Raw genomic sequence first — 14,974 nt, forward strand, 5'->3', positions numbered from 1 at the left:
GAGTCGCGGCCGCTCCGTGGCGCCGCGATGCTCCGACCGTCCTCCCCGGATGAGGTCCATCGGGATTGGCAGCGACGGCTGAACCGCCGGCACCGGACAGGCCGGCCCGAATTCGACTCGGCACCCGCATCTGATCCTGTGGCCGAGGGATAATCTATCGCCCTGGCGCAGCCACACACAGGCCGCCGGTGTTGGATCCGAAGCGCGGCTCGTCATCGGGCAGCGTCGATGCCGCCATCGTCAACAAAAACGGTGGAACCGGGCAGCGCCATTTGTCGGTCGGGGAAGCGCCACGTATTGATGGGCTCCGGGGCGGCCGCAGCGACCGTCGGTGCCGCGGTGCCGGCGCAGATCTCGGTGTAGAGGGCAAGATGCGCGGCGACCATTCGATCGGCACTGAAATTCTGCTCCACGGCCCGGCGGCAGGCCGTCCGGTCCAGCCGTTCGCAGTCCGGCAGGGCACGCACCAGCCCCATGGTCGTGGACCTGAGGAAGCCGCTGACCGCGTCTTCGACAATTTCGGGGGCCGAACCGTTGGGAGTGGCCAGCACCGGGGTTCCCGCCGCCAGCGACTCGATCATGACCATCCCGAAAGGTTCCGGCCATTGGATCGGATTGATCAGGGCAAGTGCTCCGCCCAGCAGCTCGTATTTCTCCAGGCCGCCCACCTCGCCGAGAAACTCCTCATTGGAACTTAGCCTTGGCCGGATCTGCGTGTTGAAGTACTCATGTTCCTGCTGATTCTGCATCTTTGCGGCAATGCGGAGCGGAACCCCGCCCGCCCGCGCGATCTCGATGGCCTGCGTGACTCCCTTGTGCGGGTGCATTCGGCCCAGAAAGCACGCATAGCCCCCGTCTCCCCGGCCGACGGGGATCCCGTCCATCGCCAGGCCATGATGGATGACGGCCGCGATCGGAATGTCCGCTGCCGTGCCGGCCTGGTGCTCCGATATCGCCACGATGGCCACATCGGCGTCGAAGGCCCGACAGAGTGACCGGACCTTTGCCGCAAAGGGGCTATGCACCGTGGTCACGACCGGAACGCCGGCAGGCCGGTGGCGGTACACGGGGCCGGCGAGCGTGTGGTCGTGGATGATATCGGTGTCCGCCATGGCGGCGTACGCACGAACGACGTGTTCCAACTCGTCCAGGGTGTTGCCCATGGTGACGCCCTTCGCGGACCCGGTCCCGGGAACCGTCCGGACCGGACACGTGCTCTCCTGCGGCGCGGCGAGCAACACCTCGTGTCCCGCCCGGACCAGGCCACGGGCCAAGGTGTCTATCACCGATTCAATTCCCCCGTATCCCGGCGGCGGCACGGGAATCCAGGGCGGGGCCACGATGCCGATCCGCATAGCGCAAGGCTAGCCCGGTTCCGCCGCGCCGCCAAGCGCTTCTGATCGGTTCCGCCACGCTGGGGCACGGCGCGTGATGACCCGAACCCCGGGGGCCCGCCAACTCCGCGCCGGAAGATGACGGGAGGATGGCCGTCGCCGAAGAGCTTGCCGGTGACGGCGCCGATCAGGGCTTCGAGCTCAAGCTGTCCGGCGGCGCGCCGGTCCTTGCGTACAGCGGGTTGAGCGGGCCAAGCGACGCGACTTGCGCACCGATCCAGGCAAAGGGCTTTTTGTAGGCCAGGATGCTCAGGCCAATATCGTCGGTAATGCCCTGACGGGCTGCCGTGTCGGCGCCGACTTCCCTCGAGAGCCGGCCGAGAGTTTCGCCGTGGGCGAGCCCTTCCAGGTCCTGGCCGCCTGCCCGAAGAGACGCTCACCGGCCGCCGCGGCTATCAGGTTACGGTGCAGGTACGCAGCCAACGAGCGTTCGCCGATTGTGTCGCTCCCATGCCGTCCCGCATTCATGTTCAGGCCCGTTCGTAGTTGTGGCGTCCTGGCCGATGGCAGACCGCTTGCATCCTCCCCGGTTCATCCGGAGCCGCCCCCGTGTCCGAGGCCGGGGCGCTAGGGCAGTCAAACCCCGAATCGGGGCCTGCCATCACCCACAAAATTGATGCAGCAAGGCACTTACTATCTGATAGTAATCAAGCTTACGATTTTATCGCCAGTAATTTCTGGATCTTGATCAGCAGCCAACCGTTTGGAAAGAGCGCGAAGATGACAGAGAGCCAATGGCCGCAGGACGGGAGCTACGGCACCCTTGGGGCCAGCCAGCAAACGTCCGTCCCGAACGATGCCGCTTATCCGGCGGCGCCGGGTACACCGGGTTCGCCGTCGAAGACGGAGACAGCCAAGCATGAGGCCGGGGATGTTGCCCACCAGGTAACCGACTCCGCGCAGCACGTGGGGGAAACCGCTATGGCCGAGGCCACCAAGGTCGCCGGTGAGGTCAAAGCCAATGCCAAGGATCTGCTCTACATGGCAAAGACGGACCTCACGGACCAGGCCGGGATGCAGCAGCAAAAGGTGGCCCAGGGCATGCATTCCATCTCCGGCGAGCTCCGCACGATGGCTGACGCTTCCGTGCAGCCCGGCGTGGCCACGGATCTGGTTCGACAGGCGGCGGACCGGTCTGCCTCCGTGGCGTCGTGGCTGGAGGGCCGGGACCCTGGCTCGCTGCTCAACGAGGTGAAGACCTTTGCACGGCAGCGCCCGGGCACGTTCCTGCTCCTGGCGGCCGGGGCGGGAATCCTGGCCGGCCGGTTGACGCGCAGCCTCAGCGAGGGAGCCCCGGACAACCAGGCCGCTACGGCAGGAAGCGGGAGTGCCGAACGGGCACCGATCTCCGGCGCTCCCGATGACCGCACCTCCGGCTCCTACCAGGCCGGAGCCGGAACGGCCGTTCCCCCGCCTCCGGTTCAGCTGCCGGGCCCGGATGTCACGACCGCTGGAATGGCAGGCGTAGACGGCCGTGCGGGCTCGTATGCGGGCGCTCCCAGTACGCATCCGGCGGACATCTATCCGCCCAACCCGCTTGCGGACGAAGGAACGCAGCAGGACGAGCGGTCCGGCGATACCATGGCCGGCCACGGCGTCCCGGAAGCCCCGCCGGCCGGCGACCGTGCGGACGACGTCCCGTACCGTGACGATCCCCTCGGTGGCGGTCGGCGATGAGCAGCCAATTTCCGGAAACACCTCCCTCGGCTGCGCAAGCGAAGGCGGAGACGACGTCCCTCGGTGACCTGCTCGGAGACGTGACCCGGGACATGTCCACGCTGATGCGCCAGGAGGTGGAACTCGCCAAAGCCGAGCTGAAGCAGTCGGCCACCCGCGCCGGGAAGGGCAGCGGAATGCTGGCCGGGGCCGGCGTGGCCGGTCACTTCGTGCTCCTGTTCCTTTCCCTGGCGCTCTGGTGGGCGCTGGGAACGGTGACGGGGCTGGGCTGGTCCGCCGTCGTCCTCGCTGTGATCTGGGGCATTATCGCCGCTGTTCTGGCCGCCGTCGGCCGCAAGCAGCTCAACGCGATCAAGGGCATGCCCCGGACCGCGGAGACGCTCCAGGAAATACCACCCACCCTCAAACCCAGCCACTAGAGCAGGTACACACGATGACTGAAAACCCGGACGCCATCCGCGCCGACATCGAAGCAACCCGTGCACGGCTCGGCACCGACGTCGACGCCGTGGCCGACAAAGTCACCCCGTCGCACATAGTCCAGCGGCAAACGGACAAGGTTAAAGACGCCGTGTTCGGCATGAAGGAGAAAGTCATGGGAGCAGCCGAGCACACCTCCACAGACCGGGTCCATTCAGGCGCCCATGCGGTCACCGGAAGTGCCGGCGCGCACCTGGCCGACGCCGGCGCGGCGATCGGTGACGCGCCGCACCAGCTCAAAGCGAAGACCCAGGGCAACCCGATCGCTGCCGGCCTGATCGCCTTCGGTGCCGGAATGCTGCTCTCGTCCCTGATCCCGGCCAGTGAGAAGGAACGGGCGGCCGCCGAAACACTCAAGGCCAATGCCGAGCCCCTCACGACCGAACTGACCGAAGCGGCGAAGGACGTCGCCGAAGGGCTGAAGGCGCCCACGCAGGAAGCAATGGAAAACGTCAAGGCAACCGCTCGGGAAGCCACCGACCACGTCAAAGCAGAAGGCCAAACCGCCGTTGACGACGTGAAATACCGCGCCGAGGACGCCAAGGACAACGTCCGGGAGGTGTAGCCACACCGGTACCGGGCAGGCCTGTCCTCGCTGCGGCGGGGCAAGCCTGTCCGGCAGATTTGAGGATGTTTCCCATGGCCAACAACCCCGCCACCGAGAACGGCACCACCGCGAATACCGGTGCTGAAACCGATGAAAGCAGCACCGCCAAGGCCCGGACGGCACCCGACCCGGACGATTCCCGCAAACCGGACAGCCCCACCGAAGTCACCAGGCCCTCATGGAAATACATCGCCAAGAAGACACTCCGTGAATTCACCAAGGACCAGTGCCCGGACCTCGCCGCCGCCCTGACCTACTACGGCGTCCTTTCCATGTTCCCTGCACTGCTGGCCCTCGTTTCGCTGCTCGGCATCTTCGGGCAGGCCGAGAAGACCACCGAGGCAATACTGGAAATCGCCCAGCGCATCGCGCCCGGCACCACGCTGGAGATCATCAAACAGCCCATCCAGGAGCTGACCAGCTCATCGGCCGCCGGCATCACACTGATCGTCGGTGTCCTGACGGGCCTATGGTCCGCGTCAGGCTACGTCGGTGCCTTTGGCCGGGCAATGAACCGCATCTACGAAGTCGATGAAGGCCGCCCCTTTTTCAAGCTGCGGAGCACCATGCTGGCAGTCACCCTCACCACCGTAGTCATTGTGGCACTGACGGCCGCCATGCTGGTGCTCAGCGGTCCTGTGGCCGAGGCCGTGGGCGGCGCGATTGGACTGGGCGGAGTCTTCCTGACTACCTGGAATATCCTCAAATGGCCCGTGATCGTGCTGCTCGTGGTGGCAGTCATCGCCACCCTGTATTACGCCACACCCAACGTGAAGCAGCCGAAGTTCCGCTGGATGAGCATGGGTTCCTTCATTGCCCTGATGATTTTCGTGATCGCTTCGCTGGGTTTCGGCTTCTATGTCGCCAACTTCGGGAACTACAACAAGACCTACGGCACGATCGGCGGCGTCATCGTGATGCTGCTGTGGCTGTGGATCCTCAATATGTCCCTGCTCTTCGGCGCCGAGTTCGACGCCGAGATGGAGCGCGGGCGCCAGCTCCAAGCCGGCATCAAGGCCGAGGAAACCATCCAGCTGCCGCCCCGGGACATAAAGCAGAGCGACAAGCTCCAGGCCCGCGAGAAAGCGGACATCCGGCGGGGTCGCGACCTGCGCGAACGTCACGACCGCGAGCGGCGGGACCAAAGCCCCTAGCGTAAACCGCCGGCCCGGCGGTCAGAGTTTCCGGGGCAGGTGAAGCCCTTTCGACCGGTCGGGTTCGTCCCGAAAATCTGGAGGCACGCATGGGAGCTGGCGGGCAGAGACGAACGACCTGCCGTTGCCGCGCGGCCCTTCCACTGGCCTTTTCGTTGTTGCTTGGTGGTTGTGCCGCCGGCGGCGTTACGGAGTCTGTGTCTCAGGCAGTCGATGAGAGCATTTCGGCTGTCGGACGGCACATCTGGCTGCCGCCATGGATGCATCCGGACAATTAACCGACGTCGCTGCGTCAACTGCGCTCGAGGATGCCCGGCAGCAGCTGGGAAAGGCGCGGACAACAGTCCTGGAGCTCTCCCCCATGGTGCAGGAGGACCGCGACGTGCGCGGCGCGGCGCTGTCGGTCATGAATGAGTGCATGGCCGCTATGGTCGCAGTCATCGAATCCGCGTCCGGTGCTGACGGTGCCCCGTCAATCGCCGAAACGGACAGTCTTCTGGAGTCCGCGGCGGACAGGCTGTCGGAACTGAAGAAGCGGCTGGGCGGGAAATGAAGCGGCTGCTGGGAGTCGCCCTGGGCGTTCTGACCGCCATCGGAGGCTTTGTCGACATCGGCGACCTGGTGACCAACGCCGTCGTCGGTTCCCGCTTTGGCCTGTCCCTTGTCTGGGTGGTGATGGTCGGAGCTGGGCATCTGCCTGTTCGCGAACATGTCCGGGCGGGTAGCTGCAGCGTCCGGCCGTGCGACGTTTGAGGTGATCAGGGAGCGGCTCGGCGCCCGTGCCGGCCTGGCGAACCTCGGGGCATCGTTTTTCATTAACCTGATGACGGTTGGAACTCGGCGGGATCTCCCTGGCGCTCCAACTGGCCAGCAGTGTCCACTATCTGTTGTGGATCCCCGTGGCCGTCCTGGCGGTCTGGCTGGTCATCTGGCGGGTGAAATTCTCCATCATGGAAAACGTCACCGGCCTGCTCGGGCTGAGCCTGATAGTTTTCGCCGTCGCACTCTTCCTCCTCAAACCTGACTGGGGTTCCCTGGCCGGGCAGGCCCTCACCGCGGCCGTCCCCGAATCGGAAAACGTCTCCTCATACTGGTACAGGGGCGAGCCGGCTCCCGCTTGTATCCAAGAGAAGTGGTTCCAGGTCGCGGATCTGTCCCACTGCGCGATCGAGGAGACGCTGTATCCGGTTCTGGTCGATTTCCAGGTCGGTGCTGGTCAGAACGATGAGGGTCTTCCAGAGCAGCACTTTGCCGGAGACTGCTGCAATGAGCGCTTCCAGTTCCAGCTGTCCGGCGGCCCCATCAGGGGAATGCATCGGATTCAGCGGGTCCAAGGCGGCCAGGTGCGCCCCGATCCATGCCAGAGGTTTCTTATACGCGGGCATGTCCACATGCATCTGTTCACAGATTTCCTGGAGCGCTGCTTTATCCTCGCTTACCTCCACGGCAAGCCGGCTCAGTTCGGTCCCGAGAGGTGAACCTGCCCAGGACTTGGCCGCCTGCTCGAACAGCCGTTCGCCCGCGGACGCAGCCATCAGATGGCTATGCAGGTACGCCGAGAAAGAGTTGCTGTTCCCCTTGTCATCTGCCCGCGTGTTTCCGCCCATCGGCTTTCCTTCCGGTTACGTGTTTCACCTCATCGACCCCGCCGGGGCCTCTTGTTGGGTTGCGTTCGTGATTTCCTCCGGCGCGGAGCGCCGTTCCCTTACCGTCGACAGTCATCGGCCGTCGGCCGTCGGCCGTCGTCCGTCGTCCGGATCAGTCCGTCGATTTTGTCCGGCTTCGCGCTTGTGGTGTTTCGAGCTTCTCTCGGAATCCCGGCGGCGTTGACGCCACGGTGCGCATCTGCTGCGTGGATCGCTTCTCTGGGTGGGTATGCCCGTGTTCCTCTTCGCGAGGAGCAGAACGGTCGGAACGGTGCGTCGTATTCTCGCTCATACATGCATCGTCCCACCGTGACCGGCAGGACACCAGAGCGGCCTCCCGTCTATCCAGACCGTCCATGGGACTGCTGGAGGTCTACCTACAAACGAAAGTCCTGCAGTGCCGCTGCGGCCTCCAGGTGGAAATCCCATCCCTTCTCGCCCACATTCTCGGCGTCATAGCGTTTGGCGTTGCTCACCTTGAGTTCGAGCATGACCGATCCACACGCCGACCTCCTTGTCCCGGTTGATGACCACCATCAGGAACGCCACCATGGTGGTGCTCGTGTTGGTAACCAGTTGCCAGGTATCGGAACAGCCAAGAATCGGCCGGTGACCCCTTGTGGCCGGGTTGATATCATTCCGGTATTTCCAGGGAATCCGCAACCGCAGGCCAAGAGTTTAGTGCGCAGATATACCTCCAGTGGCACAGTCGGGGAAGGATCGGTAGACGCTGGCGCGTAGATGCTGCGGTGCTGGGAGCCGGCCGTCCTCATCGGTTCCCCGCAATGAAGATACACGCCGCCGAACTTCAGCACTCCAGCCCCTTGGCCTGGACCGTTCAAGATCGCGGCAACGAGCGCCCCAAATGCCGGATGCTCATAGAAGAAGCCGCGGTCACTGCACGAGTGCGCGGCATGGACGAGCCCTGTTCTTGGCGGTTCCAGAGGCTGGATGGACTCGATGATCAGGTGCTCGGCGCTGTCGCATTGAGTGCACCAGAGCCGCTGTCTGTGCGGGCCCTTGGCACGAGCGGGTTTGCGGGGAGGGGAGATGGGAGACATTGACTGACTCTTTTGTTCGGAAGGGCACTGTCCGGGACCCGCCGACCGTGGCCTCATCAGGGTGGCGGCCCCGATGGATCAGCGTAACTCCGGCCTAAGTGCTGACAAAGACACCAGAGCCCGGGCTGACAACACCCTCTGGAGATCGGCCTCGAGGACAGGCCTGGGAAGTCCGGTCGACCGCGAGTCTCTTCGAGGTCGTCTGCAGGGAGAAAATGTGGTCACTTTTACTTGCGGAAATGCTGTGGGACGATTTCTCCATGAGCGATCACCCCGAACATGGCCCCGCCGCTGGCGCTCCCGGCGGAGCCGGGCGCGCACGCCACTCCGGACACCAAGTCCGGCGCGAAAACCTGACCACGCAGCAGATGCGCACCATCGGGAAACGGCGCGCGGACGCTGAAGAAAAGCTCGCGCACCATCTCGAACAGGCCCGCCATCCAGCCGGCGAGGAACACCCGGCCAAGAAAAATACTACTGATCACTAAGCGGGCAAACCGGCCACAAGCAGCTCAACCTCACCTCAGAACCTTCGGAGTACCGGCACAAAGACGCCGCTGGAGGTCAGGTTCCCGCGGACTATTCAGAAGCGGCCCCGGGCGCTGGTCAGCCGGCAGTGGCTCCTGGCCCTGGTTCCCCGGTCATCCCAGGTTCCCCGATCAGGTCGGGCTTCGTCCAGGTGGCCACCACGCTGACCCCGCCGCTTTCATCACGATCAGTCACGACCTTGATCTCGGACGGCGCTGCCCCCATTCCCAGAAGTTCGCGCCGATACGCGGCCACAGTCGCAGAAAGGCTTTCCTCCGTCCATTCTCCAGGGCGGATCCGGGTGGAGATCTCCACTGGTTCAGGCTGATATAGCGTCAAATAGTGCCTCCTTAAGCGGTTCCCGGCCACGCATGCCCCGGCGCCGGATGCTCCGCCGGCTCATGTAGCCCCCCGCACCACGGTAGAGCCGTCAGCGCCACCCGACAAGACCTTGCGCCGGAGGACACCCGAAAGGAGGTCAGGACACGACCCAGCCGGCACCTACGCAGACCGCTGGCAACAGGACATATCTCCCCCGGTCGGGCATCAGACTGTCGCGGGAATTGGACTCTCCAAGCCGAAACCGGCGGTGCAGGGGCGCCTTCCGGCCACCGCCTGTGCCGGGCAACCCCTCCGCGTGGGGCTCCACCTGTGTCCCGGGCGCCGGTCCCACCCGTCGCGCTGAAGCATCCGGTAGCATCAATCCCTGTTCAGCAGCAGCGACAAGGTAGCGGCGCTTGATTTCTGGCTGGGGTCCCTTGACAGCACCCTGTCCTGGGCTGAATGAGAAAACCACACTTCAGTTCCCAATGAAGCAGATGCCGGGGACCCGGAGTCGGCGGTCGGTGCGCGGCCCCGCGCAAGGCAATCTGAATGAAGTCCGTGCCGCGGAGGTATACGACAATCCGCGGCACCTGTTGGAGAACCTTGAGAGCAGCGCTATTGGAAAGCTGAGCGCCGGAGAGTTCAGCGCCTGATCGCAGGGCGCCTAGAGCTGCTCGTCGCGGACTTCCTTGTCCATCCGCGTCCACGGACTGTGCGATGACAATGATCGGGGCTGCTCGACGTCCTGAGCGGCGACACAGCCGGAAGCAGCGGCGGTGATGGCCTGGCGGTAGGTCGGGTCGATGACGTCACCGGCGGCGAAGACACTGGACTTGGAGGTCGTTGAGGTCCGGCCGATCACGGAGATTGTGCCCTGGTCGGTCTCCGCCCGGAGAATCCAATCAGCCGAAGGCCTCCTGCACGTGGGCCCGGATGGCGCCGATCACGGGCGCCGATCCCTGAATGCGGTAAACATCGATTGGTCTGGAGCCCAGCTGCACGTTGGGGCTGCACATCCAGACCATGGCCTGGGCCGGCGTGAAAGCACAGTGGAGGTGCCCTACAAGGGCGTCCAGGTCCGCAAGCTGGAGCCGGCCAGCCGCATTCGGCGCATCCTGGCCCGATGTCCAGCGATCCAGAAGTTCCACATTGACGCCCAGCAGGGGTGCCGCAGCATCCATGCCCAGCGAGTTTATTAGCCGTTCGGCTATTGCCGTTGGGCTACAGCCAGGGGCGTCCCTCAACTCCGCGAGACTGGCGAAAACCGTGGTGGCAGACAACGCCGGTTCTTCAGCACTCGTGTCCTGCAGCTGTTCCATGACGCAATTCTATTTATTGGCGTCCCCTTAGAGTAGGGCCAACGACCTCCGGGGCGCTGGTCATCCACGCGGCCTGCCGGGAGAGAGGACTGCAGTCATCAGGCTGGGAGGTCTGTCACTACCGCAGTCTATGAGTCCGCCCCCGCAAGGGGTTACAAAGACGTGCTGTGGAAACAGGCAATGGATTCACTGGGCGCCGCCATCGCAGCAGCCAAAGAAGACCCTGTCGTAGCGAAACATCTCTTCGACTTCGCACGGTACGGATGCCGGAGTAAAGAATCCGTGCGCGGTCTCCGGGAAACCTTCGCCGAGCTTCAAATACCCCTCGACTTTCTGTCACATATAGAGGATCAGCCCAACACCCCCGTGAACCTCGTATCCTCAGCCTTAGCTGGAACCTCCACACCTTCAAATGTGGCTCTACCGTTGGCAAGACCACGGTCCCGCATGGCAACCCACGGATCAACTTGAACCGGAGGTTCCAGCCCCAAACCGGGGCCCCCTCATGTCGTCTAGAGTGGTGGGCATTGCAGAGCCGTAAGCATGCTGATTAACTCATGGGTACGGCCGCTTAACACGCGACGGTCCTACCGAAAGGAAGTACAGCCATGGGAATTCTCGGATTTCTCCTGCTCGGGCTTATCGCAGGAGCAATCGCTAAAGCCATCCTTCCCGGCCCGCAGGGCGGGGGCTGGGTGATCACCCTCGTTCTGGGCGTCGTGGGAGCAATACTCGGCGGCTGGATCGGTTCATTGATTTTCGGCGGAGGCCTGGGTGACTTCTTCGACCTGAGGACCTGGCTTCTCTCAATCCTCGGCGCCGTCATCGTGCTGCTGATATATGGCGCCGTTGCCAGCCGCAGAAGCAGGGTATGAGACCATACGACCAATGTTTTCCCCAGGGGTCAGACCGCCTCGGGCTGACCGGCCTCCCTCGGTCCAAGCGTGCTCCATTTCATATGGCGACGGCCCGCTCTCTACAGTGGGCCGCCGCTGACCGTCACCATGCCGACACCGCAGACACGCAAACGTTCAATTGTGTAGCCCTTAGCTAAGCGCCGGGGAACGCCGACGGCGGCCGCCCACGGTGGTTCCCGCGGACGGCCGCCGTGGTCGTCGATCCAGGCGAGGAAACCCTACAGTGCCGCCACTGCTCCGCTGAAGTGCTTGCGGCCGGAACGCGGACTCCAGGCGACATAGTCCGAGCGCTGCCAGCCGCCGTCGTCGTCCTGGACGGTGCTGATGTCCAGCGCCACGCGGGCGGGCAGGAAAACCGGAGCCTCAAAGGCCACATCCCAGCGGAAGGCCTCCCCTTTCACGGCGCCCACATCCGCCAGTGCCCGCGAGGCGAGGTACATTCCATGCGCGATGGACCGCCGCAGCCCCAGGGCCCTGGCCGAGAGGACGCTCAAGTGGATCGGGTTGAAGTCGCCGGAAACGGCGGCGTAGGCGCGTCCCGTATCCACGCCCAGCTGCCACAGCGCCGTCGGATCCGGGGCCCTGAAGTCCACCTGCACCGGCGGCGCCGAGAGCTTGTCGATTCCGGGCAGGAACACGCCCTTGGCCAGATAGGTGGACACGCCGCGCCAGCGGAGGTCGCCATCCCCTGCGCCGCGCACCTCGGCCACGAGATCCAGCTGGGTACCGGAGCGGTGGCCACGCAGGTTCTCCGCCCGGGCCCGGATGTCCACGGCCTCGGTGAAGCGCACCGGCGCGGACTGCACCACCTGGTTGCCCAGGTGGATCATGCCGAGCAGGGGCAGCGGGAAGTCGTCGCGGTTCATCACGCTCATGGCCAGCGGAAACGCCAGCGCATGGATGAAGCCGGCCGGGAGGATGTCGCTCGCGGTCTCGCCGATCAGGTGTTGGTACGCGGTGAGATTCGCGACCCCTGCCTTCACGCCGCGGACCTCATGGCTGCCGTCGGGGAGGGCGGTGCCCGCATGGGTGCCAAGCACGCGGCGCCGGGCCGCGGTGGCTGCCGCGTTCACATACATTTTGGAGAGCGAGGGCATCTCGCCCAGAATGACGGGCTGGGAGCCGGTCATGCTCCCACCAGGTTCTGCCCGCAGACGCGCAGCACGTCGCCGGAGATCCCGGCGGCCGCGTCGCTGGCCAGGAACGCGATGGCCTCGGCCACGTCTCCCGGCTGGCCGCCCTGCTGCAGCGAGTTGAGCCGCCGGGCCACCTCGCGCGTGGCGAAAGGGATCCGGGCCGTCATCTCGGTCTCGATGAAGCCCGGGGCCACGGCGTTGATGGAGCCGCCGTGCACGGCGATCAGCGGAGCCGTGGCCCGGACCATGCCCATCACGCCGCCCTTGGACGCCGCATAGTTGGTCTGGCCGCGGTTGCCCGCGATCCCGCTCGTCGAGGCAACGGACACGATCCGCGGAGAGCTCCGGAAGTGCTCGGACGCCAGCAGTGCCTCGTTGATGCGCAGCTGTGCGGCGATGTTGACGGCGATCACCGAGTTCCAGCGGCCCTGGTCCATATTGGCCAGCAGCTTGTCCCGCGTGATCCCGGCGTTGTGGATCACGATGTCGAGCCGGCCGTGGCGTTGGACTGCGTGGTCAATGATCCGTTGCCCCGCGTCCTCGCGGCTGATGTCCAGCTGCAGAGCCGTGCCGTGCACCTCATTGGCGACCCTGGCGAGGTGGTCCCCGGCGGCCGGGATGTCCACGACCACCAGGGTGGCGCCGTCCCGGTGCAGGGTGCGCGCAATCGCGGCGCCGATGCCCCGGGCGGCACCGGTCACGACGGCGACCTTGCCGGCCAGCGGTTTCCCGACGTCGGCAGGCAGCTGCCCGGCACCTGAGGTGACCGTCAGGAACTGCCCGTCAACGTACGCGGAGCGGCCCGAGAGGAAGAAGCGCAGTGCGCCCAGGGTGCTCGGACTCGTGGTACCGGCCCCGTCGGCGAGCAGGATGCCGTTGCCGGTGGCACCGGCGCGGAGTTCCTTGGCCAGCGAACGGAGCAGCCCGTCGACGCCCTGGCGTGCCGCGGCGACGGCGGGTTCGGTGGTGTCCCAGGCGGCGCGGGACACGGTGATGACGCGGGCGTTGGCGGCCAGGTCGCGCAGTGAGGTGGCGGCCGAGAGGACGGGCTTCTCCAGGTCCTCGGGCCCGGTGAGCTCGTCCAGGACCAGGATGATGGCGCCGAGCTTTTCCTTCGGCACCGCATGCCGCCGGACATCCAGGTTCCAGGCCAGGAGGGTCGACGCCAGTTCCTCGGCGCCGGTTCCGGCGCCCTGGACCAGCACCGGCCCGTCAATGAGCGGCTGGCCCGGCTTATGGCGCCGGAGCTCCACGGGCTGCGGCAGGCCGAGCTTCCGCGCGATGTCCTTGCCCAGGCCCCGGCTCACCAGCTGCGTGTATTTGTCGGTCATCGGATCCCCCTAGGGTGCTTCAAGAATAGCGACTACGCCCTGGCCGCCCGCGGCGCAGATCGAGATGAGCCCCCGCGCCGGGCGTCCGTCCACCCGGCCCTTGGTGTGCAGCATCTTCGCCAGTGAGGCCACGATCCGTCCGCCCGTGGCAGCGAAGGGGTGGCCGGCGGCGAGCGAGGAGCCGTTGACGTTGAGCCGGGACCGGTCGATGCTGCCGAAGGCACCCTTGAGTCCGAGCCGGGTGCGGCCGAATTCCTCGTCCTCCCAGGCAGCCAGGGTGCTGAGTACGGTGCCGGCAAAGGCCTCGTGGATCTCGAAGAAATCGATGTCATCGAGGGTCAGGCCGTTGCGGGCAAGCAGCCGCGGCACGGCGAAGGCTGGTGCCATCAGGAGGCCATCCTTGCCGTGCACAAAGTCCACGGCCGCCGCTTCGCCGTCGACGACGGCGGCCAGCTTGGGCAGATCGTGGGCGTCAGCCCATTCCTCGGAGGCGAGCAGCACGGTGGAGGCGCCGTCGGTGAGGGGTGTGGAGTTCCCGGCGGTCATGGTGGCCGCGGCGCCCAGGTTCTTGCCGAAGACGGGCTTGAGTGTGGCCAGTTTCTCCAGGCTTGTGTCGGCGCGCAGGTTCGAGTCCTTGGTGAGACCGCGGTACGGGGTGAGCAGGTCGTCGAAGAAGCCTGCGTCATAGGCGGCGGCGAGGTTCCGGTGGCTGTGGTACGCCAGCTCGTCCTGCGCCTCGCGGGTGATCTTCCACTGGGCGGTGGTGAGCGCCTGGTGCTCGCCCATGGAGAGCCCGGTGCGCGGTTCGCCGGTGTTCGGCGCATCGGGGACGAGGTCCTTGGGCCGGAGGCGGCTGAGGACCTGGAGCCGCTGGGGCAGCGTCTTGGCACGGTTCAGATCCAGCAGGACCTCGCGCAGGCCCTCGCTCACGGCGATGGGGGCGTCCGAGGCGGAATCGACGCCGCCGGCGATGGCTGAATCGATCTGGCCGAGCTTGATCTTGTTGGCGAGTCCCAGGACCGTTTCCAGCCCGGTGGCGCAGGCCTGCTGCAGGTCATAGGCCGGGGTCTCGGCGGAGAGCGCGGAGCCAAGCACGGTTTCGCGCGTCAGGTTGAAGTCGCGGGAGTGCTTGAGCACGGCGCCCGCGGCGACTTCGCCGATGCGTTCGTCCTGCAGGCCGAACCGGGCGATCAGGCCGTCCAGGGCCGCGGTGAGCATGTCCTGGTTGGAGGACTTGGTGTAGGCGCCCCCCGTCCGGGCGAAGGGAATCCGGTTGCCGCCCACCACCACTGCCCTGCGGAGCTGCGGCACTGCTGCCGGGGCGGCGGACGGGGTCGAATCCTGGAGTCCGGGTGCGGACTGTCCGTGGACGGACATGGCTGTCTCCTTAGATCAAAGCG

The 14,974-nt window shown here is 65.7% G+C and carries 14 protein-coding genes and 2 pseudogenes; 8 read left to right on the plus strand and 8 right to left on the minus strand.

All coding sequences use genetic code 11. From position 1 onward, the window contains the following. Nucleotides 1–212: 212 nt before the first annotated feature. A complete protein-coding gene (locus tag ACQCSU_RS01490; protein WP_426977857.1) occupies nucleotides 213–1,355 on the minus strand; it encodes a glycosyltransferase family 4 protein in 1,143 nt (380 codons plus the stop codon). Nucleotides 1,356–1,483: 128 nt separating this feature from the next. On the opposite strand from ACQCSU_RS01490, the gene ACQCSU_RS01495 reads away from it, so the two are divergent. The 7 genes and pseudogenes from ACQCSU_RS01495 to ACQCSU_RS01525 form a co-directional block, all read left to right on the plus strand. Then, on the plus strand, nucleotides 1,484–1,633 hold the full coding sequence (locus ACQCSU_RS01495; protein ID WP_426977858.1) for a hypothetical protein: 150 nt from the start codon (nucleotides 1,484–1,486) through the stop codon (nucleotides 1,631–1,633). A gap of 481 nt (nucleotides 1,634–2,114) precedes the next feature. Then, nucleotides 2,115–3,071, plus strand: a complete 957-nt coding sequence (locus ACQCSU_RS01500; RefSeq protein WP_426977859.1) for a hypothetical protein — start codon at nucleotides 2,115–2,117, stop codon at nucleotides 3,069–3,071. Beyond that, complete coding sequence (locus tag ACQCSU_RS01505; protein ID WP_426977860.1) at nucleotides 3,068–3,490, plus strand: phage holin family protein; 423 nt, start codon at nucleotides 3,068–3,070, stop codon at nucleotides 3,488–3,490. The genes ACQCSU_RS01500 and ACQCSU_RS01505 overlap by 4 nt, the downstream gene beginning before the upstream one ends. Nucleotides 3,491–3,504: 14 nt before the next feature. Next, nucleotides 3,505–4,116 (plus strand): DUF3618 domain-containing protein, encoded by a 612-nt coding sequence (locus ACQCSU_RS01510; protein ID WP_426977861.1) that lies wholly within the window; start codon nucleotides 3,505–3,507, stop codon nucleotides 4,114–4,116. A 74-nt stretch (nucleotides 4,117–4,190) separates the two neighbouring features. After that, nucleotides 4,191–5,312, plus strand: a complete 1,122-nt coding sequence (locus ACQCSU_RS01515) for a YihY/virulence factor BrkB family protein (RefSeq protein ID WP_426977862.1) — start codon at nucleotides 4,191–4,193, stop codon at nucleotides 5,310–5,312. A gap of 256 nt (nucleotides 5,313–5,568) precedes the next feature. Continuing rightward, complete coding sequence (locus tag ACQCSU_RS01520) at nucleotides 5,569–5,865, plus strand: hypothetical protein (RefSeq protein WP_426977863.1); 297 nt, start codon at nucleotides 5,569–5,571, stop codon at nucleotides 5,863–5,865. Then, nucleotides 5,862–6,409, plus strand: a pseudogene (locus ACQCSU_RS01525) (Nramp family divalent metal transporter); the annotation flags it as partial. The gene ACQCSU_RS01520 and the pseudogene ACQCSU_RS01525, both read left to right, overlap by 4 nt. Nucleotides 6,410–7,411: 1,002 nt before the next feature. On the opposite strand, the gene ACQCSU_RS01530 reads toward ACQCSU_RS01525, so the two are convergent. The 4 genes and pseudogenes from ACQCSU_RS01530 to ACQCSU_RS01545 form a co-directional block, all read right to left on the minus strand. After that, complete coding sequence (locus ACQCSU_RS01530; RefSeq protein ID WP_426977864.1) at nucleotides 7,412–7,621, minus strand: low affinity iron permease family protein; 210 nt, start codon at nucleotides 7,619–7,621, stop codon at nucleotides 7,412–7,414. Nucleotides 7,622–8,246: 625 nt separating this feature from the next. Next, nucleotides 8,247–8,504 carry a hypothetical protein gene (locus ACQCSU_RS01535; RefSeq protein ID WP_426977866.1) on the minus strand — a complete coding sequence of 86 codons (258 nt, stop codon included), beginning with the start codon at nucleotides 8,502–8,504 and terminating at the stop codon, nucleotides 8,247–8,249. A gap of 1,031 nt (nucleotides 8,505–9,535) precedes the next feature. Continuing rightward, nucleotides 9,536–9,754, minus strand: a pseudogene (locus tag ACQCSU_RS01540) (hypothetical protein); the annotation flags it as partial. Between the two features lie 19 nt (nucleotides 9,755–9,773). Beyond that, entirely contained in the window at nucleotides 9,774–10,190 is a 417-nt protein-coding gene (locus tag ACQCSU_RS01545; protein WP_426977867.1) for a hypothetical protein, read from the minus strand. Between the two features lie 608 nt (nucleotides 10,191–10,798). Between ACQCSU_RS01545 and ACQCSU_RS01550 the strand changes: the two genes are divergently transcribed. Further along, a complete protein-coding gene (locus ACQCSU_RS01550) occupies nucleotides 10,799–11,065 on the plus strand; it encodes a GlsB/YeaQ/YmgE family stress response membrane protein (protein ID WP_426977868.1) in 267 nt (88 codons plus the stop codon). 260 nt (nucleotides 11,066–11,325) lie between these two features. Here the strand turns inward: ACQCSU_RS01550 and ACQCSU_RS01555 are convergent, their stop codons facing one another. Genes ACQCSU_RS01555 through ACQCSU_RS01565 form a run of 3 tightly spaced genes read right to left on the minus strand, consistent with a single transcriptional unit; the run spans nucleotide 11,326 to nucleotide 14,951 of the window. Further along, nucleotides 11,326–12,237 (minus strand): MaoC/PaaZ C-terminal domain-containing protein, encoded by a 912-nt coding sequence (locus ACQCSU_RS01555; RefSeq protein ID WP_426977869.1) that lies wholly within the window; start codon nucleotides 12,235–12,237, stop codon nucleotides 11,326–11,328. Next, nucleotides 12,234–13,574, minus strand: a complete 1,341-nt coding sequence (locus ACQCSU_RS01560; RefSeq protein ID WP_426977870.1) for a 3-oxoacyl-ACP reductase — start codon at nucleotides 13,572–13,574, stop codon at nucleotides 12,234–12,236. The genes ACQCSU_RS01555 and ACQCSU_RS01560 overlap by 4 nt, the downstream gene beginning before the upstream one ends. A gap of 9 nt (nucleotides 13,575–13,583) precedes the next feature. Continuing rightward, entirely contained in the window at nucleotides 13,584–14,951 is a 1,368-nt protein-coding gene (locus ACQCSU_RS01565; protein WP_426977871.1) for an acetyl-CoA C-acetyltransferase, read from the minus strand. Nucleotides 14,952–14,974: the final 23 nt, after the last annotated feature.

It is taken from the genome of Pseudarthrobacter sp. O4, assembly GCF_050157025.1.
In the GTDB taxonomy this organism is placed as follows: domain Bacteria; phylum Actinomycetota; class Actinomycetes; order Actinomycetales; family Micrococcaceae; genus Arthrobacter.